Origin of the sequence: Actinoplanes subtropicus (genome assembly GCF_000721705.1) — a bacterium.
In the GTDB taxonomy this organism is placed as follows: domain Bacteria; phylum Actinomycetota; class Actinomycetes; order Mycobacteriales; family Micromonosporaceae; genus Actinoplanes; species Actinoplanes subtropicus.
The window spans coordinates 1-20,667 of the sequence record NZ_JOJL01000035.1 but is presented as its reverse complement, the minus strand read 5'-3'; the positions used below and the strand labels follow the sequence as shown (position 1 = coordinate 20,667).

Annotated in this window: 21 protein-coding genes and 1 pseudogene; 12 read left to right on the top strand and 10 right to left on the bottom strand. The window is 69.0% G+C overall.

Annotation, left to right across the window (positions count from 1 at the left end; genetic code table 11):
- Positions 1-289: 289 nt before the first annotated feature.
- Both IH26_RS0139635 and IH26_RS0139630 read right to left on the bottom strand, forming a co-directional pair.
- On the bottom strand, positions 290-1,192 hold the full coding sequence (locus IH26_RS0139635; RefSeq protein WP_051809324.1) for an ABC transporter permease: 903 nt from the start codon (positions 1,190-1,192) through the stop codon (positions 290-292).
- On the bottom strand, positions 1,189-2,100 hold the full coding sequence (locus tag IH26_RS0139630; protein WP_030441439.1) for an ABC transporter ATP-binding protein: 912 nt from the start codon (positions 2,098-2,100) through the stop codon (positions 1,189-1,191). The genes IH26_RS0139635 and IH26_RS0139630 overlap by 4 nt, the downstream gene beginning before the upstream one ends.
- A gap of 201 nt (positions 2,101-2,301) precedes the next feature.
- On the opposite strand from IH26_RS0139630, the gene IH26_RS0139625 reads away from it, so the two are divergent.
- Together IH26_RS0139625 and IH26_RS0139620 are read left to right on the top strand one after the other, a co-directional pair.
- Positions 2,302-3,093: a COG4705 family protein gene (locus IH26_RS0139625; RefSeq protein ID WP_034216956.1), complete on the top strand. Its 792-nt coding sequence runs from the start codon at positions 2,302-2,304 to the stop codon at positions 3,091-3,093.
- Positions 3,094-3,137: 44 nt separating this feature from the next.
- Positions 3,138-3,923 (top strand): COG4705 family protein, encoded by a 786-nt coding sequence (locus IH26_RS0139620; protein WP_063763809.1) that lies wholly within the window; start codon positions 3,138-3,140, stop codon positions 3,921-3,923.
- A gap of 267 nt (positions 3,924-4,190) precedes the next feature.
- Here IH26_RS0139620 and IH26_RS0139615 read toward each other — a convergent pair whose 3' ends face one another.
- Entirely contained in the window at positions 4,191-5,141 is a 951-nt protein-coding gene (locus IH26_RS0139615) for an undecaprenyl-diphosphate phosphatase (protein WP_030441436.1), read from the bottom strand.
- A 321-nt stretch (positions 5,142-5,462) separates the two neighbouring features.
- On the opposite strand from IH26_RS0139615, the gene IH26_RS0139610 reads away from it, so the two are divergent.
- The 4 genes from IH26_RS0139610 (at position 5,463) to IH26_RS60380 (ending at position 7,723) form a co-directional block, all read left to right on the top strand.
- Entirely contained in the window at positions 5,463-6,278 is an 816-nt protein-coding gene (locus IH26_RS0139610; protein WP_051809320.1) for a COG4705 family protein, read from the top strand.
- Positions 6,279-6,345: 67 nt separating this feature from the next.
- Complete coding sequence (locus IH26_RS0139605) at positions 6,346-6,660, top strand: PadR family transcriptional regulator (protein ID WP_051809318.1); 315 nt, start codon at positions 6,346-6,348, stop codon at positions 6,658-6,660.
- On the top strand, positions 6,660-7,580 hold the full coding sequence (locus IH26_RS0139600; protein WP_030441433.1) for a hypothetical protein: 921 nt from the start codon (positions 6,660-6,662) through the stop codon (positions 7,578-7,580). The genes IH26_RS0139605 and IH26_RS0139600 overlap by 1 nt, the downstream gene beginning before the upstream one ends.
- A gap of 5 nt (positions 7,581-7,585) precedes the next feature.
- The gene (locus IH26_RS60380) at positions 7,586-7,723 is read left to right on the top strand and encodes a hypothetical protein (RefSeq protein WP_157437605.1); all 138 of its coding nucleotides are present in this window, start codon (positions 7,586-7,588) and stop codon (positions 7,721-7,723) included.
- An 88-nt stretch (positions 7,724-7,811) separates the two neighbouring features.
- Here the strand turns inward: IH26_RS60380 and IH26_RS0139590 are convergent, their stop codons facing one another.
- The 4 genes from IH26_RS0139590 to IH26_RS0139570 form a co-directional block, all read right to left on the bottom strand.
- The gene (locus IH26_RS0139590) at positions 7,812-8,456 is read right to left on the bottom strand and encodes a hypothetical protein (RefSeq protein ID WP_030441432.1); all 645 of its coding nucleotides are present in this window, start codon (positions 8,454-8,456) and stop codon (positions 7,812-7,814) included.
- Between the two features lie 23 nt (positions 8,457-8,479).
- Positions 8,480-9,091 carry a fibronectin type III domain-containing protein gene (locus IH26_RS56540; protein WP_157437604.1) on the bottom strand — a complete coding sequence of 204 codons (612 nt, stop codon included), beginning with the start codon at positions 9,089-9,091 and terminating at the stop codon, positions 8,480-8,482.
- A 459-nt stretch (positions 9,092-9,550) separates the two neighbouring features.
- The gene (locus tag IH26_RS0139575; RefSeq protein ID WP_030441429.1) at positions 9,551-10,228 is read right to left on the bottom strand and encodes a response regulator; all 678 of its coding nucleotides are present in this window, start codon (positions 10,226-10,228) and stop codon (positions 9,551-9,553) included.
- Entirely contained in the window at positions 10,225-11,817 is a 1,593-nt protein-coding gene (locus tag IH26_RS0139570) for an ATP-binding protein (RefSeq protein WP_034216954.1), read from the bottom strand. Before IH26_RS0139570 ends, IH26_RS0139575 begins: the two co-directional genes overlap by 4 nt.
- 186 nt (positions 11,818-12,003) lie before the next feature.
- On the opposite strand from IH26_RS0139570, the gene IH26_RS0139565 reads away from it, so the two are divergent.
- The 4 genes from IH26_RS0139565 to IH26_RS0139550 all read left to right on the top strand — a co-directional run bounded on the left by IH26_RS0139565 (position 12,004) and on the right by IH26_RS0139550 (position 16,283).
- The gene (locus IH26_RS0139565) at positions 12,004-12,831 is read left to right on the top strand and encodes an ABC transporter ATP-binding protein (protein WP_030441427.1); all 828 of its coding nucleotides are present in this window, start codon (positions 12,004-12,006) and stop codon (positions 12,829-12,831) included.
- Positions 12,831-13,691, top strand: coding sequence for an ABC transporter permease (locus IH26_RS0139560; protein WP_030441426.1), 861 nt, complete (start codon positions 12,831-12,833; stop codon positions 13,689-13,691). Before IH26_RS0139565 ends, IH26_RS0139560 begins: the two co-directional genes overlap by 1 nt.
- Before the next feature lie 15 nt (positions 13,692-13,706).
- Positions 13,707-14,753, top strand: a complete 1,047-nt coding sequence (locus IH26_RS0139555) for an ABC transporter substrate-binding protein (RefSeq protein WP_030441425.1) — start codon at positions 13,707-13,709, stop codon at positions 14,751-14,753.
- A gap of 144 nt (positions 14,754-14,897) precedes the next feature.
- Positions 14,898-16,283 (top strand): alpha/beta hydrolase family protein, encoded by a 1,386-nt coding sequence (locus IH26_RS0139550; protein ID WP_211268840.1) that lies wholly within the window; start codon positions 14,898-14,900, stop codon positions 16,281-16,283.
- Between the two features lie 37 nt (positions 16,284-16,320).
- On the opposite strand, the gene IH26_RS0139545 is transcribed toward IH26_RS0139550, so the two are convergent.
- The 3 genes and pseudogenes from IH26_RS0139545 to IH26_RS0139540 all read right to left on the bottom strand — a co-directional run bounded on the left by IH26_RS0139545 (position 16,321) and on the right by IH26_RS0139540 (position 18,909).
- Positions 16,321-17,448 (bottom strand): alpha/beta hydrolase family protein, encoded by a 1,128-nt coding sequence (locus IH26_RS0139545; RefSeq protein WP_051809316.1) that lies wholly within the window; start codon positions 17,446-17,448, stop codon positions 16,321-16,323.
- A 422-nt stretch (positions 17,449-17,870) separates the two neighbouring features.
- A pseudogene (locus tag IH26_RS63475) lies at positions 17,871-17,987 on the bottom strand (DUF6228 family protein); the annotation flags it as partial.
- 16 nt (positions 17,988-18,003) lie between these two features.
- On the bottom strand, positions 18,004-18,909 hold the full coding sequence (locus IH26_RS0139540; protein WP_030441422.1) for a tyrosine-type recombinase/integrase: 906 nt from the start codon (positions 18,907-18,909) through the stop codon (positions 18,004-18,006).
- Positions 18,910-19,447: 538 nt separating this feature from the next.
- Here IH26_RS0139540 and IH26_RS60375 point away from each other — a divergent pair.
- Positions 19,448-19,930 carry an AbrB/MazE/SpoVT family DNA-binding domain-containing protein gene (locus IH26_RS60375; protein ID WP_157437603.1) on the top strand — a complete coding sequence of 161 codons (483 nt, stop codon included), beginning with the start codon at positions 19,448-19,450 and terminating at the stop codon, positions 19,928-19,930.
- On the top strand, positions 19,927-20,667 hold a 741-nt coding region (locus IH26_RS0139530; RefSeq protein WP_030441507.1), incomplete at its 3' end, for a tyrosine-type recombinase/integrase. The genes IH26_RS60375 and IH26_RS0139530, both read left to right, overlap by 4 nt.

Below are 20,667 nucleotides of genomic sequence, written 5' to 3'. Positions count from 1 at the left end.
TGCGTTCGGAGTCCGGCAAAAGTCGAGAGGCACCGGCGGACGCTCTCGCTTGCGGGGGACTGTGCTGGCATGCCGCGGCAACCGCGGCCGCGGCCAGTCCCGCGACAACGATCAATGGCCCCCGGCGAGCACGCTTCTCACGCCGTCGGCGAGCGTTGGCGGCGCGACGCGCCGGCCGGGGCCACAGCTGTGGAGTCATGCAGGCGGACGTTACCGACCGTACCCTGAGAAAAGGTTGAAAACACCCACCGCCACCCAGCCTGCTACAACTCCGGCGCGGCGTGTTAGGTCAGGCGATGTCGCGGCGCCGCAGAATCTGGGTGCCGATGACGCCGGCGAGGATGCCGTAGCCGATCAGGATCGCGGCGCCGACCCACTGCGGTGGGCTCTGGTCGAAAGTCTTGGTCGGCGAGATCATCACGGTGGAGGCGACCGCGGGCACGACGACCTGCGCGGCGAGGATCCAGCTCTTGGGGATCAGGTAGGTGTAGATCAGCTCGAATACGCTCGCGGCGGCCGTGGCGCCGATCAGGTAGAGGACAGTGGCCGAGACGGTGGCGCCGAGCTGGCTGCGGATCAGCGCGCCGAAACCGATGCCGAAGACGGCCCAAATCGCGTACGCCGCGAGGTTGAGCGCGATCGCTCGCAGGACGCCGGCGTTGCCGAGCTGGGTGCCGTAGCCGAGGTGGTGCAGGAAGATCGCGCCGGTGGTGACGCTGATGATCGTGGACAGCAGCCAGGACAGGAACGCCATGCCCACCGCGGTGCCGAGTTTGCCGGCCACGACCCGGTCGCGGTGCGGGGTCAGCAGGAAGGTGGTGGTCGCGGTCTGCTGGTGGAACTCGCTGGTGATCAGGACGATGCCGAGCAGGCAGGCCAGCAGGACGCCGATGAGCTGCCCGGCGGTGTAGATGGTGGTGGCCTGGGTGACCGCGGAGTGGCCCAGTTCCCATTCGCTGCGCATGTGCGCGAGGAATTCGGCCGGGATCGGCCGGCCGCCGTGCCCGTGTGCCTCCAGCGCCACGTACTGGTCGAAGGGTTTGAGCAGCGAGTTCGCGTTCACGCAGTCGACGATGAGCATCACGGTGGTGCTGACCAAGGTGGCCAGGGTGAAGATCCACCAGGTGCTGGTCGTGCGCAGCTTGTAGAACTCCGCGCGGACGAGGCGGAGCATGAGGGTGGTTCGGCTCATCGGATGGCTGCCTTCGCGTGGGTGAGGTCGAGGAACACGTCTTCGAGGTCGGGGCTCTCGGCGCTCAGGTGATGCAGGGGCACACCGGCGGCCAGGGCGGTGTCGCCGACCGCCGCGGCGGTCACGCCGCTGATCACCAGGCTGCCGGGCCCGTCGGCGGTGACAGTCGCACCTGCGCCGGCGAGGGCGGCGGTCAGTTTCTCGGTCTCGGGGGTGCTGACCCTCACCCGGTGGTCGCCGCCCATCGAGGCGAGCACGTCCGCGACGGCGCCCTGACGAACCAGCCGACCGGCCGCCACGATCACCACGTCGTCGGCCAGCGCCTGCATCTCGGACAGCAGATGGCTGGAGACCAGCACGGTTCTGCCGTTCGTCGCCAGCCCTTGCAGCAATTGCCGCATCCAGCGGATGCCTTCGGGGTCGAGGCCGTTGGCCGGCTCGTCGAGGATGAGCACCTGCGGGTCGCCGAGCATGGCGGCGGCGATGCCGAGGCGCTGCTTCATGCCCAGCGAGTAGCCCTTGACCTTGCGGTCAGCGGCCGGGCCGAGGCCGACCAGGTCGAGCACCTCGTCAGCGCGGGTCAGGGGCAGGCCGGTGGTCAGGCAGCAGGCGCGCAGGTGGTTACGGCCGGTGCGGCCCTTGTGCGCGGACGACGCTTCGAGCACGGCGCCGACGACCCGGTCCGGCTCGGGCAGGTCGAGATATCGCCGGCCGCCGATCGTCGCGGTGCCGGCGGTCGGCATCACCAGGTTGAGCAGCATGCGCAGGGTGGTGGTCTTGCCGGCCCCGTTCGGGCCGAGGAACCCGGTCACCCGGCCCGGCTCGACGGTGAACGAGAGGTCGTCCACCGCAGTGACACCGCGATAGTGCTTGGTCAGGGCCGACACGACGATGCGTCCGTCGTCCACAGGTCCTCCTCCGTGTCGTCAGCAGGTCTGGAGGTCGGTGGTCGCGGGCTACGCGGCTGCCGGCACTCGGCGTCCAGGCGGGACGCCGTTCACGATCGGCATCGGCTCTAAAACAATCGGCACAGTTTCATAAGAGCCGCATAAGAGCGGTCCCGGCCCTTTCAGCGCATTTTCAGGATCGAGTCGAGAGCCTGTGCCGTCGTGACTGTCAACGAACAGACCCGGCGTCCCATCGGCTCGACAACGCTGGCGGTCAAGGTGCCGCAAGTGACGGCGTTGTTCTGGATCATCAAGGTGCTGACCACCGGAATGGGGGAGACCGCCTCGGACTTCCTGGCCCGCACGATCGCGCCCGAGATCGCGGTCGGGGTGGCCGGGCTGGTACTGGCCGGCGCCCTGCTCGCTCAGATGCGGGCGCGCGCGTACTCGACCGGCCTGTACTGGTTCGCGGTGGTGATGGTCAGCGTGTTCGGGACGATGGCCGCCGATGTGCTGCATGTAGGGCTCGGTATTCCGTACACGATCTCGACGACGTTCTTCGCGGTGGCGCTGGTTGTGGTGCTGGGCTTCTGGTACGTCAGCGAGCGGACGCTGTCGATCCACACCGTCACCCGGGGGCGGCCGGAGTTCTTCTATTGGGCGACCGTGTTGGTCACTTTCGCGCTGGGTACGGCGGCCGGTGACCTGACGGCGACCACGTTCGGGTGGGGTTATCTGGTGTCCGGGTTCGTGTTCGCGGCGGCGATCGTGGTGCCGGCGCTGGCGTTCCGGGCGCGGTGGATGAACGCGGTGGCAGCGTTCTGGACCGCGTACGTGATCACCCGGCCGCTCGGGGCGTCGTTCGCCGATTGGATGGGCGTGTCGGTGGCGCGGGGCGGCCTGGGCTGGGGGACCGGGCCGGTGACCGTGGCGTGGGCGGCGGTGATCGTCGCGCTGATCGCCTACCTTGCCGTGCGACGCGACGATGCGCCCGAGCCGATCCGGCCGGCCTGAGGCGTTCAGCGGTCTCTTAGCCGCTGGTTGCGAGCGTGCTGAGCATGACCAGCGGATGGCAGGACGACCTGCAACGGCCGTTCCGGCGATACCTGAGCACGGTGCCCGAGGTGACCGTCCTCTTCTGGCTCATCAAGGTTCTCGTGACCCCGGTGGGCGACGGGACGGTGGACTACCTCACCGGCCTGCTCGGTCTGGGCATCACCACGATGCTGGTCGCCACGCCGCTCGCCGTTCTGCTGGTCGCTCAGCTCGCGATCGGCCGCTACGTCCCGTGGCTGTACTGGCTCATCGTGCTGTTGATCGGCGTTTTCGGCATCCTGATCAACGACAACCTGACGGACATCTTCGATGTCCCTGCGACGACCGCTGCCCTCGCGTTCGCCGTGCTGCTGGCCGCCGTCTTGGCGACCTGGTACGCGACCGAGCGGACGCTGTCGATCCACACGATCGACACGCCGCGCCGAGAGGCCTACTACTGGCTGGCTGTCCTGTTCACCTTCGCCCTCGGGGCCGCGGCGAGCGATGCCGGCGGCGAGTCATTCGGCCTGGGATACGGCGGTGCCGCGACGGTCCTCGCAGTGGCGATCGCGGCGGTGTGGGCCACGCACCGATTCCTGAAGGTCAACGGTGCGCTCGCGTTCTGGATCGGGTACGTGCTCACCTTCCCGCTCGGCGCCACGGTGGCCGACTTGGTGGCGAGGCCGGCCGCCACCACCGCGGCCGCGCTAGTGACGATGGTAGGGGCCGTCACGTATCTGACCGTAAGCCACCGTGATGAGCCATCTTTGACCGCCGAGGCAAGCCGCTTCCCGAGCCGTTGGCGCTAGCCCAGTCACTTCCCGGCGGTCTGAGGGATCAGTGTGCACTCTCTCGCGCTATATCGTCCGGCGTAGTACGTTGGGCGATATAGCGGGAACGGAGGCAGCTTGACACCGTCGGCATCTTCCGAGGCTGGGCGGGGCCCCATCGACGCTATCGGCAGAATGTGGGATCCAGCGAAGCGGCTTGCCGCACGGGGGGACGGCGCCCCGCCCCGCTGGCCCACCCGGGGGCTCCCTCCACGCCGGCGCCCCAGGCGCATAGGGACCGCAGGTTTACGAGGCGAGGCTCCAGACGACGCCGGCGGTGCCGGCGATCACGCAGTAGATCGCGAACGGGTTCAGCGTCCGGGTCTCGAAATACTTGGTGAGAAACCGCAGCGAGACGTACGCGGCGACGCCGGCCACCAGGCTGCCGGCCAGCACCGGCCCGAGGATGCCCTTGCCCTCCGGCCCGGCCAGCTCGGGAAGCTTCAGCACGCCGGCCGCGGCGATCACCGGCGTGGCCAGCAGGAAGGCGAACCGGGCCGCGTCCTCGTGGGAAAGCCCCTTCAGCAGGCCGGCGCCGATCGTCGAGCCGGAGCGGCTGATGCCCGGCAGCAGCGCCAGGATCTGCGCGGCCCCGATCAGCAGGGCCTGCTTGAAGGACTGGTCGGCGATCCGCTGGTCCGACTCGATGTCGCCGCCGTGTCCGGCCGAGACTCCGCCAGTTGTCGCTGCGCCGTGCACCCCGTCGGCGCCGACCAGGTCCGGAACTGCGCGCTGCCGGCTGCGCAGCCGCTCGACCGTGGCGAGCAGCACCCCGTTGAGGATCAGGAAGATCGAGGCGGGCAGCGGCTTGCCCAGCGTGCTCCGCACGACGTGGTCGAGCGCCACCCCGGCCAGCCCGACCGGCACTGTCGCCACGATCAGCAGCCAGGCCAGCCGTTCGTCGGCGTTGGTGATCGCGCGGCTGCGGATCGAGGTGACCAGCCCGCGGACGATCCGGACCCAGTCGGCGCGGAAGAACCAGACCAGCGCGACGGCGGTCGCGACGTGCACGGCGACGACGAACGCCAGGTAGGGCGACTGGTCGGCGCTCATGCTGAGGTCACGCGCCCACTGGCCGCCGATCACCGCGGGGAGCAGGACGCTGTGCCCGAGGCTCGACACGGGGAAGAGCTCGGTGACACCCTGCAACAGCCCGATGACGATCGCCTCGGGATAGGTCAGTGACGCGTGAACCATGGCCGCAGATCTTGTCCGGTCGTACCTGAGGCTGGCCTGAGAAGGCGAGAGAAGGACTGCGCGACAAGCACTCGTGCCAATTGTCCTGCCTATTCGACAATGTCGAGTTACTGCGTCATCCCGATGACGGAAACATCGACGTGAACCGCAAATCCTACACCTTGTAGGTGATGTTCCCGCCGGTTTCGGCGAGCCTCCCCGGACGCCGCTTTCCGGCGCTCATGCTGGATGGCGAAGACAGCGGGCGCGGGGGGAATCATGGCGATCAGGCAGCCGGAAGTATTCACGGAAATGGACGTGGCGGGCGCGGGTCGATACGTCATGAAGAAACTTCCCGAAGTCACCCTCGCGTTCTGGATCATGAAGATTGCGGCCACCACGCTCGGCGAGACGGCCGGCGACCTGTTCGCCCAGACGCTGAAGCTCGGGTACTTCCTGACCACCGTCGCGTTGTTTGCGATCTTCGTGGTGACGCTGGTGATTCAGTTGCGGGCCCGGCGGTACAACCCGTTCTTCTACTGGACGGTGATCCTGTCGACCAGCATGGCCGGCACCACCATGTCGGACTTCATGAACCGCGACACCAGCTACCTACCGGCGGGGGAGGAGTCGCTGGGCTGGGGACCGCAGGGCCTCGGCCTCGGCTATCCGACCGGCGCGACGATCCTCATCTCGTTGCTGATCGTCATCTTCCTGATCTGGACGGCGACCGGGCTCACGTTCCAGATCCGGGACATCGACACCTTCCGGGGCGAGGCATTGTTCTGGGCCGCCATTCTGGTCTCCAACACGCTCGGCACCTCGATGGGCGACTTCCTGTCCGACAGTTCCGGGCTCGGCTACGCCGGCGGGGCGACGCTGGTCGCCGGCCTGCTCGCGGTCCTGTTCGTCCTCAAGTACGTGCCGCCTATCCCCAACGTCGTGCTGTTCTGGCTCGCCTTCGTGCTTACCCGGCCGCTGGGCGCCACCGCCGGTGACTTCCTCACCAAGCCGACCGCCAAGGGCGGGCTGGCCCTGGGCACACTGGGATCGTCACTCGTGCTCCTCACCGTGCTGTTCGGGCTGATGGCGTACGCCCATGTGCAGGAAACCCGGAAAGGCCTGCACCCGGGTGATCACATCCAGCCCGTTGGCTGAGCCGCAAGCGGGACCGGCTCACGGCTGCTTCTTGACGGCTATCGCTACATGAGTAGAGTTAACGCTCGTGCAGCGCAACCGGCCCCCGTCACCGCAGACCGTCAACGTCCTGCGGGCGTTGGCCGCCGACCCGGCCCGGTGGCGATACGGCTACGACCTCGGGGCCGAGGTGAACCTCAAATCGGGTTCGCTCTATCCGATCCTGGTCCGGCTGGCCGATCGTGGCCTGCTCGAGACGGCCTGGGAACCGAGCGCGGGTAGCCGGCCGCCCCGGCATCTGTACCGCCTGACCGGCGACGGTCGCGACTTCGTGGCTGCCCTGACGGCGGCACGCTCCGACCGTAGTGTCACCCACCCCCGTCGTCGTCTGAGTGAGGCGTGATGCCGGTCTTCTTCGTCTTCCTGGTGGCGCCGATCGCCGTGGCGGTCGCGCTGTTTCGTCGCAACCCGCGCCGGTTCCTGGACGGTCCGACCGAGGACGCGCCGTTGCGGCTGCTGCGCTGGGCGATCGGCTTGCTGTCCCCGCAGCGGGCCGAGTGGGGCCAGGCGATGCTCGGCGAACTGGCCTATCTCGACGGACGCTGGCGACGGGTGCGGTTCGCTATCGGTTGCGCCGGCGCTGCGCTGGTCATGCCGCCCTGGGGCCGCGCCGCCGTAGGCCTGTGGGCGTTGACCGGGATCACCGCGGCCAGCGTCGCGGTCTACGCCGTCCTCACCGTCCAGTACCGGCTCGGCGTCGGTGGCTGGTTCGGTGTCGGCGGCTGGATCGCCCTCGCGGTCGTCCTGCTCATCTGTGTCGGGTGCCTGCTCGGTGCCAGCGCGCTGCTGCGCCGGCCCGGGATCGCCCTGCCCGGCCTCGTCGGCGGCCTGTTCGCGACCCTGGTCGGACTCGTGTTGTCCGGGTTCACCGCGGTCGACCAGGTCACCTACATCTCGACCGGCTGGCATCGAGGGGTCCTCGTCCTCGCGGTCCCGGCCGCCATCGGCGCCGCGGGCACCCTGTGGCGCCGCGACCCGGCCGCGGGCCGCCGTGTCGCCCGTCTGGCGGCCCTCAGCGCGGGGCTGCTGCAACTGCTGTACGCCACTGTCGCGGTCGCCGTCCTCGGCGGTGGCGGGCCACCCGACGCCGACGGCGGCTTCACCGTCCGCGGCACGGTCAGCGACCGGCTCGGCAACAACGTCGTCCACCTCGCGGTCACGACGCTGCTCATCGCCCTGGTCGGGTGGGCTGCCGCCGCGCTCACCGGATACCTGGTGCGCCGCAAATCCGCCCCTGCCGCCGACCCGGTCGGGGAGGTGTGAACCCGATGACCACACCGAAGCCGGCCAACCCGCCGACCTCGAGGGCGCGACGACGACGAGCCGTGCGGCTCGCTCTGATCATCCTGGCCGTCGTGGTCCTGACCGTCCTGGCCGCCAGCCTGCAACTCCGCGGCCAAGCCTGAATCCACCGCCTCATGCGGGCCGGCCCCGGGTGGTGAACCTGGCGGCCGGCTCAACGTCTTCCGCTCAGTGATCGTCCGCACGGGTGTTTCAGAGCAGGCTGGTGAGGGCCTCGGTGTCCGGATTTTGGTCGCTGCTGGCGGTGCAGAGTCGCCAGCGGGAGTCGGAGCCTCGGATCAGGGTGAGGCTCAGGTCGGTGGGTGGGAGGGCAGGGCGGTCCGAGACGACATGGGTCGTGCTGCGGGGCCGTGTGTGGTAGTAGACGGGTTCGGCGCCGCGTACCGCCCGAATGTCGACGATGACCTGGCCACCGATGGAGCCGGTCGGCCCGGAGATGCTGACGAGTATCGGTGCGGCGGGCTGGACGTAGGTGCCGTTGTTGACACGGGCCTGCAGTTCGGCGGTGAGGGCGTTGTCGGCGGCGCAGCCGGGGACGGTGATGGCGGCCGCCAGTGCCGGGTTGGGGTTGGCGAGCAGCCATTGGCCGTAGGTGGTCAGCGAGCCGACGATTTTCGGCCAGGTGGTGCCGGTGTTGGTGAGGGTGGGTGCCTTGCTGGTCGGCGCGGCGGGGGAGGGGATCGCGGTGGCCGGCGGCCTGGCGTTGGCCGCGGAGGTCGTCGCGGTGGCGGTGGTGGCGGCGGTGACCGTTGTGGCGGTTGCGCAGCCGGCCAGTGTGCTGAGGAGGGCAAGTCCGGCGGCGAGCAGAGCGGCAGGACGGCGGGGGAGCGTTGCCATGGGTTTCCTTGTGGCTGGGCGGATCAGAGGACGGCGACGGCGACAGATCGGCCGATCATCGTTTCTTGGGTGACGGCGTTCATTCCGTACGCGGTCACGGTGTGCACGGCGTCGAGCCAAATCTGGTAGTTGGTGTTCTTCGTCAGCCCGGTGATCGTTGTCGACAGCGTGGTGCAGTTGTGGGTAGCCGCGACGGTCAGCCATTTCGTCGGCGCGCCGTTGTTCGGGATCGCGGCGAGCCGGTAAGTGAGGACGGCAGGGTCGCTGAGGTCGGTCCAGTGGGCCGTGATCGTTCCCGTGCCGGGCGTCGCGGTGACGGGGATGTTGGTGGCTGGGCCGAGCATCGGCGCACAGGCGACCGGGCCCGATGAAGGTGTGATGCCTGGAGAGGCCGAGAACTTGCCGGGCGCGACGGCCAGCAGGACCCCGGTCGAGGAGAGTGCCGGGTGATAGGCGCCGGGCGCTACCTGAGCGGACGCCACCGACGGTGCCGCCGCGACCCCGGAGTTGTACCAGGAGGAGGGCAACGGCGCGGGTGGAGGCGACGCCTTGACCGGCGTCGTGCTGGCACAGGCTCCGGACGTGAGCAGGACGATGCCTGCGGCAGCGGCGAGCAACGACGAACGGGCGATCACGGTGTGACCTTCCAGCGGGGGCGGCGGGGACGCCCGAGATCGTCGGCACGCATCGTTGCCCGTTGAGGGATCTGCTTCTCGGCTCTCTTCAGCGTTGTCTCAGGAACGGGCCTGAGGAGAGCGCCAGCGCAGCCAGGGAAGATCTCCGGGGTAAACCTGATACCTCGAAAACATGCGGGGCAGAAGGATGGGCGGCATGCGAACGTGGTTGCCTGCTCAGCGACCGCCGCGGCGGTGGCGGACGGTGCGATAGCCGGTGGCAGCGGTGCCTACCAGCGCGTCGCGGGCCAGTTCCGGCTGACTGCCACGCTCGACGAGGTTTACACCGAGCCGGACTGCACCGCGTCCAGTCCGTTCCGGGCGCAAATGATCATCACTGCGGGCTCGGGGGTGGCGTCGCTTTCCTAGCCAGGCGTTCTCCGCCGCCGCCGTGACAAGGCCGCGAACCCGTAGCGAGGCTCAGGAGGTCTCCAAGACTCGGTAGAGATGGTTGGGGCGGCCGGTGGCGCCGTATTCCAGGTGGAGCTCGATCATCCCCTGCCGCTCCAGCTTGGCGAGATACCGCTGCACCGTGGGCCGGCTGGCCCCCAACTGTTCCGCGATCTGCGAGGCCCCCACCGGCTGCGGCGCCGCACGCACCACGTCGAGGACCTTCTGCGCGGTCGGGGACAGGTACCGCCGCGCCACGGTCGAGGACGACGAGCCTCGCAACAGGCCGTACAGGCTGTCGACGGTGGCCTGGTCGGCCACGCCTTCGACGGTGGCCCGGTTGCGCCACCTGCGGTACGCCTCCAACTGGTCCCGCAGCTGGTGGAAGCCGAACGGCTTGACCAGGTAATACACCGCCCCGACCTGCATGGCGGAGCGCACCATCTGCAGGTCGCGGGCGGCGCTGATGATGATGCAGTCGGGCGCCGCGGGGGTGGTGTGCAGCGAGCGCAGCAGGGAGAGGCCGTCCTCGTCGGGCAGGTAGATGTCGAGCAGGAGCAGGTCGGGCGGGTCGGCCGCGATCAAGGCGCGGGCCTCGGCGGCGGAGTGGGCCTGCCCGGTGCAGGTGAAGCCGGGCACTCGCTCCACGCTCGCCGCGTGGACCCGGGCCACCCGGTAGTCGTCGTCGACCACCAGCGTACGGATCATCGAGCCACCTCCACGACCGGCTCGGCGACCGGCACCGGCAGCCACACCTCGAATCGGGCGCCGGCGTCGCGGCTGACCGTGATGGTGCCGCCGGCCCGGTGGACGAGCCGGTGCACGAGGGCCAGGCCGAGCCCTCGGCGGCCGCCGTTGCCGGTCGCCTTGGTCGAGTATCCGTCCCGGAAGATGTCCTCGACCTGCTCGGCCGGGATGCCCGGGCCGTTGTCGGTGACCACGATCCGCAGGCCGTCCTCGTCGGTGAGCTCGAGAGTGATCTCCCGGGGCCCGGGCCGCCGGCCGAGTGCCTCGATGGCGTTGTCGACCAGGTTACCGACGATGGTGAGCAGCGCGTGCACGTCCACGCCCGGCTGGTCGAGGTGCGAGTCGTCGGTGATGGTCAGCCGCACGTTCTGCTCGGCCGCCACCGTGGTCTTGGCCAGCAGCAGCGCGGCCACCGCGGGCGGCGCGATCCGGGCGCGGATGTCGTCGGCGCGGGCCAGCGAACCGGCGGAGATCTCGGCCAGGTAGTCGGCGGCCTCCTCCTGTTCGCCCATCTCCAGCAGGCTCGCCATCACGTGCAGCCGGTTCGCGTACTCGTGCTCCTGGGCCCGCAGCGCGGTGGTCAGCCCGTTGACCGAGCGCAATTCGCGCAGCAGCGCCTCCATCTCCGTACGGTCACGCAAGGTGACCACGGAGCCGACATTGCGCCCGCCTAGCACCACCGGCATCCGGTTCACCACGAGCAGGTACTCGTCGGTCAGCACGATCTGGTCGTCGCCGGTGACCGTGCCCGCGAGCAGGTCACGCAGCCGGCCCCGGGCGAACAGGTCGTCGATGTGCCGGCCGGTCTGACCCGGCGGCAGCTGCAGCAGCCGCTGGGCCTCCGAATTGATCAGATCGACCCGGCCCTTGGCGTCGAAGCCGATCACACCCTCCCGGATACCGTGCAGCATCGCCTCCCGCTCCTGCAGCAGCGAGCCGATCTCGGCCGGTTCCAACCCGAACGTGACCCGCTTGATCTGCCACACCAGCAGCCACGACGCGAGGACGCCCACGGCCAGCGCGAGCGCCGAGTACGCCAGAATCGCCGCCACCTGGTGGTGCACCTGGCTCGCGACCCGCGTTTCCAGGATCCCCACCGACACCTCCCCGACGACCGTGCCGGCGTCGAAGATCGGCGCCTTGCCGTTTGCGGAACGGCCCAGGCTGCCGTGATCGGTGCCGGTGTGCGCCCGGCCGTCCAGCACGACCACCGGCTCCTCGAGGATGTGGCCGATCAGGCTGGGGTTGGGGTGCGAGTACCGTCGGCCGGTCCGGTCGGCCACCACCACGTACGCGGCGTTCGTGGATCCCCGCACGTCCTCCGCCCTGCGCTGGATGAGGCCCTGCGGGTCGCCGGCCAGCAGCGCGGCCCGCACGTCCGGCATCTGGGCCACCGTCTCGGCGATGCCCAGCGCCTGCTGCTCGGTCTGCTTGTCCAGACTCTGATTACTCAGAGTCACGTACAGGAATCCGCCGAACGCCGTCGTGACGAGCAGGATGCTCAGCACTCCGAACAGCACCTGGGAAGCGAGCGTTCGAGGCGGCCACATGACCTTCACCTGCTTCCGGGTCGCGGTGTATCGGCAGCATGCGACAGCGGGCAGGGGTAAGTCCAGGCGAGCAAAACGCACTTAACAGCGAGTAACGCGGCCATCGCGCGAAACCGTTCCGAAATCTGTTTCGGCTACTCGCCGAAATTTAGGCTCCCCGGCACTGCATGGAGGGAGCCCGATGCGATGACGACTCAACCGGCCCAAGCGCCGCCCGCGATCGAGCTGCGGGGGGTGCGAAAAGACTTCCGCAGTCCCGGAGGCGAGATCTACACCGCCCTGCGGGACGTGGACCTGACGGTACGCGTCGGCGAGTTCTGCGCGGTGGTCGGGCCGACCGGTTGCGGCAAGTCCACCACGCTGACCCTGGTCGCCGGGATGGAGCGCCCCACCGAGGGAAGCGTCCGCGTCGCCGGACAGGAGGTCTCCGGCATCACCAGCGGCGCCGGGTTCATGTTCCAGACGGACGCGATCCTGCCGTGGAAGAACGTGCTCGACAACGTCGCCGCGGGACCACGGTATCGGGGCGTGGCCAAGCGGACGGCGCACTCCAACGCGCGGGACTGGATCCGCCGGGTCGGCCTGGCCGGCTTCGAGGACCGCTACCCCCACCAGCTTTCCGGCGGCATGCGCAAGCGCGTCGCGCTGGCCCAGAACCTGATCAACGAGCCGCGGATCCTGCTCATGGACGAGCCGTTCAGCGCGCTCGACGTGCAGACCCGCGCCCTCATGTCGAACGAACTGCTCGGGCTCTGGGACCAGACCCACCCGGCCGTCGTGTTCGTCACGCACGACCTGGAGGAGGCCATCGCGCTGGCCGACAAGGTGGTGGTGATGACCGCCGGGCCCGGCGGCACGGTGAAGGCCGAGTTCCCGATCGGCCTGCCGCGGCCGCGCGTCGTGCAGGAGATCCGGTTCGAGCCCGAGTTCGTCGATCTCTACCACCGCATCTGGGAGACGTTGCGCGCCGAGGTCGACATCGCCTACAGCCGCACCCGGGCGAGGGCCGCCTGATGACCTCCACCACGGTGCCGGCTACCAGCGGGGAGGTCCGCCGATCGGGCGCTTTCCACCTTCATGCCGTACGCCGCCGGCTGCTCGTCCACGGCGTACAGGCCGCCGTCCTCGTGGCGGTGCTGGGCTTCTGGCAGCTCTACGTCGGCGCCGACTCCCGCAAGATCATCCTGTACGGCGTGCCGAGCGGCATCGTCGCCCGGCTCAAGGAGTGGGTCACGGTCGGCACGGCGGTCGGCTCGCTCGGCGACCAGATCAAGGTGACCATCGAGGAAGCCATCCTCGGCTTCCTGATCGGCACCGTCCTCGGCATCGTCTTCGGCCTGGCCCTGGGCCGGGTCCGGTTCCTCGCCGACGTCTTCGGGCCGTTCATCAAGGTGCTCAACTCGATCCCGCGGATCGTGCTCGGCTCGGTCTTCGTGCTCGCCTTCGGCCTCGGCCTGGAGTCCAAGGTCATGCTGGTCATCGTCCTGGTCTTCTTCGGCGTCTTCTTCAACGCCTTCCAGGGTGCCCGCGAGGTCGACCGCAACCTCATCGCGAACGCCCGGATCCTCGGCGCCTCCCGCTGGCAGGTGACCCGCCAGGTGGTGCTGCCCTCCGCGTTCACCTGGATCGTCGCGAGCCTGCACGTCGCCTTCGGTTTCGCGCTGATCGGCGCGATCGTCGGCGAGTTCATCGGCGGCCTCCAGGGCCTCGGCGTCCTGATCAAGACCGCGCAGGGCACCTTCGACGCCAACGGCGTCTGGGCCGCGATGGTGATCATGGGCGCGGTCGCGCTCGCCGCCGAATGGCTCATCACCCGGCTCGAGAAACGCCTGCTGCGCTGGCGCCCGCCTCAGCTCTCCGGACCCGACCTCTAAACAAGGAGCAGATTCATGCGGACAAGGAAATGGCTCGCGATCGGCGCCGCCGCGGCGGTCGCGCTGAGCGGCTGCGCCAACAAAGCGGCCTCGAACGCGGGCGCCGCGCCGGCCGCGACCCTCTCCGGCGCACCGACCGTCAGCATCATGGTCGGCGGCCTGAGCAAACAGATCTACCTTCCGTTCATGCTCACCCAGCGGCTCGGCTACTTCCAGGCCGAGGGCGTCAACGTGAACCTGCAGGACGAGGGCGCCGGCGTCGACGCCACCACCCAGATGATGGCCGGCAAGGTCGACGGCGTCGGCGGCTTCTACGACCACACCATCGATCTGCAGGGCCTCGGGCAGAACGCCGAGTCCGTGGTGTCGATGCTGGTCACGCCCGGCGAGGTCGAGCTGTGCCGCAGCGATCTCAAGAGCCAGATCAAGTCACCCGCCGACTGGAAGGGCCGCACCCTCGGCGTCACCGACATCGGCTCGTCCACCGACTTCCTCACCCAGTACCTGGCCCAGAAGAACGGCGTCGCCCCGAGCTCGATCCACCGCCTCGGGGTTCAGGCCGGCAACACGCTGATCGGCGCCATGGCGCACAAGAACGTCGACTGCGCGATGACCACCGAACCGACCGTGTCGCAGCTGCTGGCGACCAAACAGGCGTACATCCTGCTCGACATGCGCTCGGCGGACGGCGCCTCGGCCGCACTGGGCGGCGAGTACCCGGCCACCAGCCTCTACATGCAGACCAGCTACGTCCAGGCCCATCCCGACATCGTCCAGAAGCTGGTGAACGCGTTCGTCAAGACGCTCAAGTACATCCAAGACCACAGCGCCGCGGAGATCACCGACCAGATGCCGGCCGACTACTACGCCGGCGCCGGCAAGCAGGCCTACATCGACGCCCTGAACAACGAGAAGGGCATCTACAACCCGACCGGCATCATGCCCCCGAACGGCCCGCCGACCAACCTGAAGGTCCTCAGCACGTTCAACAAGGACGTCAAGGGCAAGACCATCGACCTCACCAAGACCTACACCGACCAGTTCGTGAAGGACGCGAGCTGACCGAACCCCCAAATTCCAACCCGATTGCCCGGGTACGCCGAGGGCGTACCCGGGCGTTCGCTCCCCCTCCGCCGTGCTATATCGCCTGGCGATACATCGGGTCACGTAGTACCGTCGCACGTACTAGTGGGACGGGGGACGTGCATGGATGAGCACATCGAGGGTGTGCCGCAGCCGGCCGGCCGGTCGCTGACGGCGTGGCGCGCCGCCGCCTACGTGGCCGCCGCGAGCGTGCCGGTCACGGTGGGCTTTCGCGCCGCGATCGGGAGCTTTCTCGACGTCCCGGTGGCCGGCTGGGGCCGGCTGGCCGGCCTCGTGATGGTCATCGCGGTGACGTCCGGCCTGATCGCTCTGCTGGGACAAGCGATCCGCAGGCGCCGGCATTGGCTCACCAAGACACTGCTGGCGCTGCCGCTGGCACTGCTGCTGACGATTGTCGGCACGGTGTGCTACTTGGGTGTGCGGCACAGCCAGCCACTGGCCCTTCCGGCGCCGACCGGGCCGTACCGGGTGGGTCGGACCACCTTCGACTGGACCGACACCGACCGCATCGATCCGCTCGCCCCCGAACCGAACCGGCGTCGCGAGCTGTCGATCTGGATCTGGTACCCCGCACCGGCCACCACCGGTGGGCGGCCCGCGCCGTACGCGCCCGGCCACTGGGCGAGGATGCTGCAGTTCGGGATCCTGGCCAGCCGCCTGGACGTGGTGCGCACGCATTCGGTCGCCGATGCTCCGGTGGCCGCCGGCCGCTTCCCGCTGATCGTGCTCGAGCCCGGGATGGGCCTGTCCGTCCCGCAGTTCGCCACGCTCGCCGAGGACCTGGCCAGCCACGGCTACGCGGTCGCCGGCGTCACGCCCACGTACAGCGCCAACGTCACAGTCCTGAACGGGCGCGCGGTCGGGCCGACGCTCGCCGGCAAGCCGTCGGACATCGACCGCGCCCGACAGGATCGGCTCGTGACGGTCTGGGCCGCGGACGCACGCTTCGTCGCCGCCCGGATGGTCACCGCGGGTGGGTCGCTCGTGGGCCACGTCGACGGATCACGGGTCGTCTACCTGGGACACTCCTTCGGCGGGGCGGCCTCGCTGCAGGCATGCCACGACGACCCGCACTGCGCGGGCGCGGTCGACATGGACGGAACCCCGTACGGTGCGGTCGTGCACCAGGGCCTGGCCGCGCCGATGATGCTGCTCGGCACTCCCGGCGACTGCGTGGCCGGCTCGTGTCGCCCCTCGGACGCCGTGGACCGCGACATCGACACCGCCAGCCGGAACCTGCACGCCAGCAGCACCGGCCCCAGTTTCCGCTACGAGATCGCCGGCGCCAGGCATCTCAACTTCAGCGACTACGGCGCCTACTACATTCCGGCGCCACTGCACGGTCTGGCGCAGCTGGGCCCGATCAACGGCGACCGCTGCCTGACCGTGGTATCGGCGTATGCCACCACGTTCGCGGACCACGTGCTGCGCGGCGGACCCGCACCACAGGTAGACCATCGATATCCCGAGGCGCACCTTGCCACCTGACTTCGCGAAGTCCTCAGGTCTCGCGGCGGCCGTCGGCTCACGGGATGAACTGAACGTCGGGGTAGAGCTTCGAGGGACCGTCCAGCAGGTGACCTCGATGGCGCAGGTGCAGGTCGAAAAAGGCGCGCGGGTAGGCGCGCTGAACGGCGAGGACGCGGGCGGGGTCGGCGCTCCCGATCAGCGCCGTGGTGTCCTGTCCCGTCGTCAGTTGCGGCACCAGCGCCTCATCGTCGCTGTAGGACACGTGGGACACGTCAGCCATCCGGATGTTGCGTTTCCAGCCGCGGAGGTGCGTCCAGAACTCGGCAAGCTCCGGCACCGTGGCGCGAACCGCTTTCGTGGCGGTCATCAAGAGAAACGGCCGATCCAGGCCGGCGGTGACGACCGGTCCGCCGACGCCGCCGTCCAGGCTCAGTCCCGCGTCGATCCGGTCGTCGGCGTACATCGCCGACGCGACGGTCACGCCGCCGGCGGAGTATCCGGCGATCCCGATCCGGCGCTGGTCGATCGCGCCGGTCAGGCCGGCCGGCAGCCGGTGCTGCTCCAGGTCGGGGCTGACGCCGCGGTTGAGGTGGCCGAGGATGTCCAGGACGTGCCGGACATCGGTCACCCGTGCCGCGGCGATCCACTGCGTGTCCGGACCGTCGGGCAGCGGGACGAGGACGCGCCCGTCGGGGAACTGGACGTACGCGTCGCCGGTGTGGTCGATCGTGACGACGAGGTAGCCGCGGCTGGCCAGTTCCTCGACGACAACGGTGTTGGTCGAACGGAACGCGTCGTTGCCCGGCGAGTACAGCACCACGGGCAACGGACCACCGCGCCGATCCACCGCGGCGCCGACATGGCCGTGCGTCAGGGGAAGTTCCACTTCGGCCGGCAGGCCCTCGGCGGCCTTGTACCGCTGCGCCACGCCGGTCGGCAGCCACGGCGCGACCGGACTGCGGCCCGTGTCGCGCGCCGGGTACCAGAGGCTGATCATCAGCTCCCGGCCGGCCGGCGTCCTCAGGTGCAGCGGCATCGTGCCGACCGCGTACGGGCCGGTCGGAGCCGGAAGGGTGAGCCGGATTCGCCCGGCCGCCGCCGCGACGGCGCCGGCCTCGGCGGCCGTGGCGACGCCGGGGATCAAGCCGGCCGCGACCATCCCGGCGCAGGCGGTGAGCAGCATGCGACGAGTCGTCCGCTTCGATGCCACAGGGGTCCTCCCGAGTCGACGGTGCAGGCGGCGTTCATGATGGCGGGATCGCCTTCGCCGGGGCATCGCCCGCCAGGCATACGTCGCTCGGTATAGGCCGCCGCCGCCAAACATCCGGTCCGCCATCGCCCCAGGGACCGGCCGAGGTCGCAAGCCAGACGGAAAGGCTCGCGGCGGGCCGGATCGACATGATGCCTCGCTTGGGCCTCTTGATCTCCGTGGGTCGCCGGTAGATGCTGTGGCTCCCCGATATAACCGGCCAGGCCCCCCGCGATTGTTTCGCCAGATGTTCGTGACCTTGGAGCCCACGGGTTGATCGGCGATTCCTGTGATCACGAGTTTCGGGCCACAGCTCGGCGCATGTGCCGAACGGTCTCCTCGAAGTCGCGGTGGCGTTACCGCGATGGTGTCGGCATGCGCAGGAACTCGCGGAGATCGGCGGCTAGGTTGATCATCTTCTCGCCGGCTTCGAGCCAAGTTGTGATCGATGCCTGCCAGGTGTCGGATCGGGTCTCGGCTCGGTCTTGTCTACGTGCGTTGTTCAGTCGACGGCTCCGGCTCGACGGACGTGTTGGCGGGCGTGACGAGTGGATGCGTGCCTCCGAAGACTTGGGTGAACGCCCAGGCGACGTCCGGTACGCCGTAGGGTGCGATGTATGTGGCTGTGGCTCCGAACTTGCTTAGTCGGTGTCCGGCGAATGCCGCGGCGAGTACGGGTGATCGGGTGACGCGTTCGACGTTGGTGATGGTGGTGTGCCGGAACCAGTGCGTGCTCAGTCCGATCTCGTTCGCCCAGGGCAGGTCTCGGCGTACTCGCTGCCATAGGCTGTCCAGCCTGCGTCGGGTCCATGAGTAGATGGGGCACGCGGGCTGTTGAAGGTATTCCATCATCAGTTCGGAGACGGGTTGTTCGCGTCTGCGGCTGCCCTTTTCGTCGAGGAGCACCGTTTGGCGGGCCGGGTGAAGCTTCTCGGGCGTGAGGCCGAGCAGGCCCTCTCGCCGGCACGCGGTCTCGAGCAGGAACGTGAGCAATCCGGTTTCTTCGTCGCGGACGACAGCGAAGACCTCGGCTACCTGATCATCGGTGAGCGCTGTCCGCCGGCGTTCTCCCCGCGGGGGCTTGCGAACGGCCTTGGCAGGGTTGTGCAGAAGATAGCCGTCGGCGATAGCGGTGTCGAACAGGCGCCGGCAGGCGGCGATGGCGTGTTCTCGGGCGCTGGTTCCGTTGACCGAGGTGCGGCGCCTGACTGCCATCGCTTGGACCCAGGCGCCGAGTTCCGTGATGTCCGAGACGGTGAGTTGGTCGATCTTCCGGTGGCCGTGGCGGTCGGCCAGCAGTTGTAGGTAGTAGGCGTAAAGGTCACGACTGCGGGGAGCCAGGCCGACCAGCGCTCTCGGGATGGCCTCCTCGATCGTTGGTATCCGCCTACGCATCGCTACCCCCGGCCGGGTTGATCTCGACAACCGTGCCCGGTGGCCAGGGCAGTCGCCGATCGGGCATACCGTCCTCGCCGATCACACGGCGTACGGACATGCCTCTGATACCCGGCAATGGTCGCGGCGCGCGCCAGGCAACCCTCCGAGTCGCCTCGGTGCCGTCGTGGTGTGGATGCTGTGAAACCTGAGGTGCTGCGAAACGAGTCATACCGATCTCGTCGGCCAACTCACCGTTTCGCTTCAGCGCCGGTTGCGATTCGGTTGCCGGATCACGTCGCAACCCGCTTGAGCACCAAATCAGAGCACTCGTGCGTTGCAGAAGTGCTTCAAGAGACACTTGAACACGAAAATTGGGTCTAAGCCTCAGCTCAAACCCGACATTTCAGGACAAATCTGTGTCCGGAGGGGGAATTGAACCCCCACGGGTAGCATTCACTGCAATTTGGACACCTGCGTGTCAGTCCACACGCGACCACCTGCCCGTATCACTTGTGCGCCAAGGAATCCACGCCGTTATCTGTCGGGGGTGGGTGCGATGAGGAGCGTGCCGCTGCCTCCGCTGCTGCCTCGGCTGACCAAGCAGGACCGGGAGGGCGGGCAACGTAAGCCCCGCCGTGGCGGGGAATCGAGCCGGTCTCCGCTGTCGTTGCCGCAACTGCCCGAACCGTCCCGCCGGGACGTGGTGTTCGGCATGAGTAGCCTTGACTGTGGCGGCCGTATCACCGCCCGGACGACTGTGGCGAGCTTGCGGTGGTCGCCCGGCGACCGGATCCGGTTCAGCGTCCGCGACGGTCTGATCGTGGCGATGGTCGATCCGCTGGGACACCGCGACCTCGGCAAGTACGGGAGTCTCCTGTTGCCGGTGGAGGTACGGCGCGCCTGTCGGCTGCAGGCCGGAGACCGGATCCTGCTCGCCGCATTACCCACCCAGCAACGGCTGATCCTCCATCCGCCGGCGACCCTCGCGACGTTGACCGCAACCTTGCACGACACGGCCACGGGCGGTGAGGGCCGATGACCGCACCTCAGGTCCGTCCCGAGGTCCTCGAGGCCGCGCGGCTGATGCTCACCCAGATGGGCATCAGCGCGACCGACCTGCTGCAGGCTGCCGGCGGCACCCGCCGGCCGGTGCCCACGTTCGCCGAGTACGTGCCGATCGTGGCGGCCGCGGTGCCCCCGGGCTCGCAGCGTATGTATGGCACCTACTGGAACAAGGTCGTTGCGAAGTGGGGGCAGCGGCGGCTGGACGAGATCGCGCCGACCGAGATCGAAGCGCTGGCCCGCGAGGCTCAAGCGAACGCGTTGCAGCGCCGCAATAGCAGGGGTGGGCGCAGCGCCACGGAGCATCTGATCTCGGCGTTGCGGTGCCTGTACAAACGGGCGGTCGCTGACGGCATCATCACCGAGGCCGCGAACCCGGCGATGAAGGTCGCCAAGCCCAGCCGGTTGTCGAGCACCCGCAGCGCCCTGGCCGACGAACGGATCGCCGAACTGGTCGCGACCGCGGCGACCACGGGCAATGATCCGGAGTTGGACGCGCTGCTCGTGCGGCTGCACATCGAAACCGCGTGCCGTCGCGGCGGCGCGCTCGCGCTGCGGCCGATGGATCTGGACGTGGACCAATGCCTGATCCTGCTGCGGGAGAAGGGCGGCACCTTCCGGTGGCAGCCGGTCTCGCCCACGCTGATGCAGTACCTGCAACGGCACTCCCTGCAACGTCGCGTCCCCGGCGACGGGCAGTTGCTGCGGTACGCG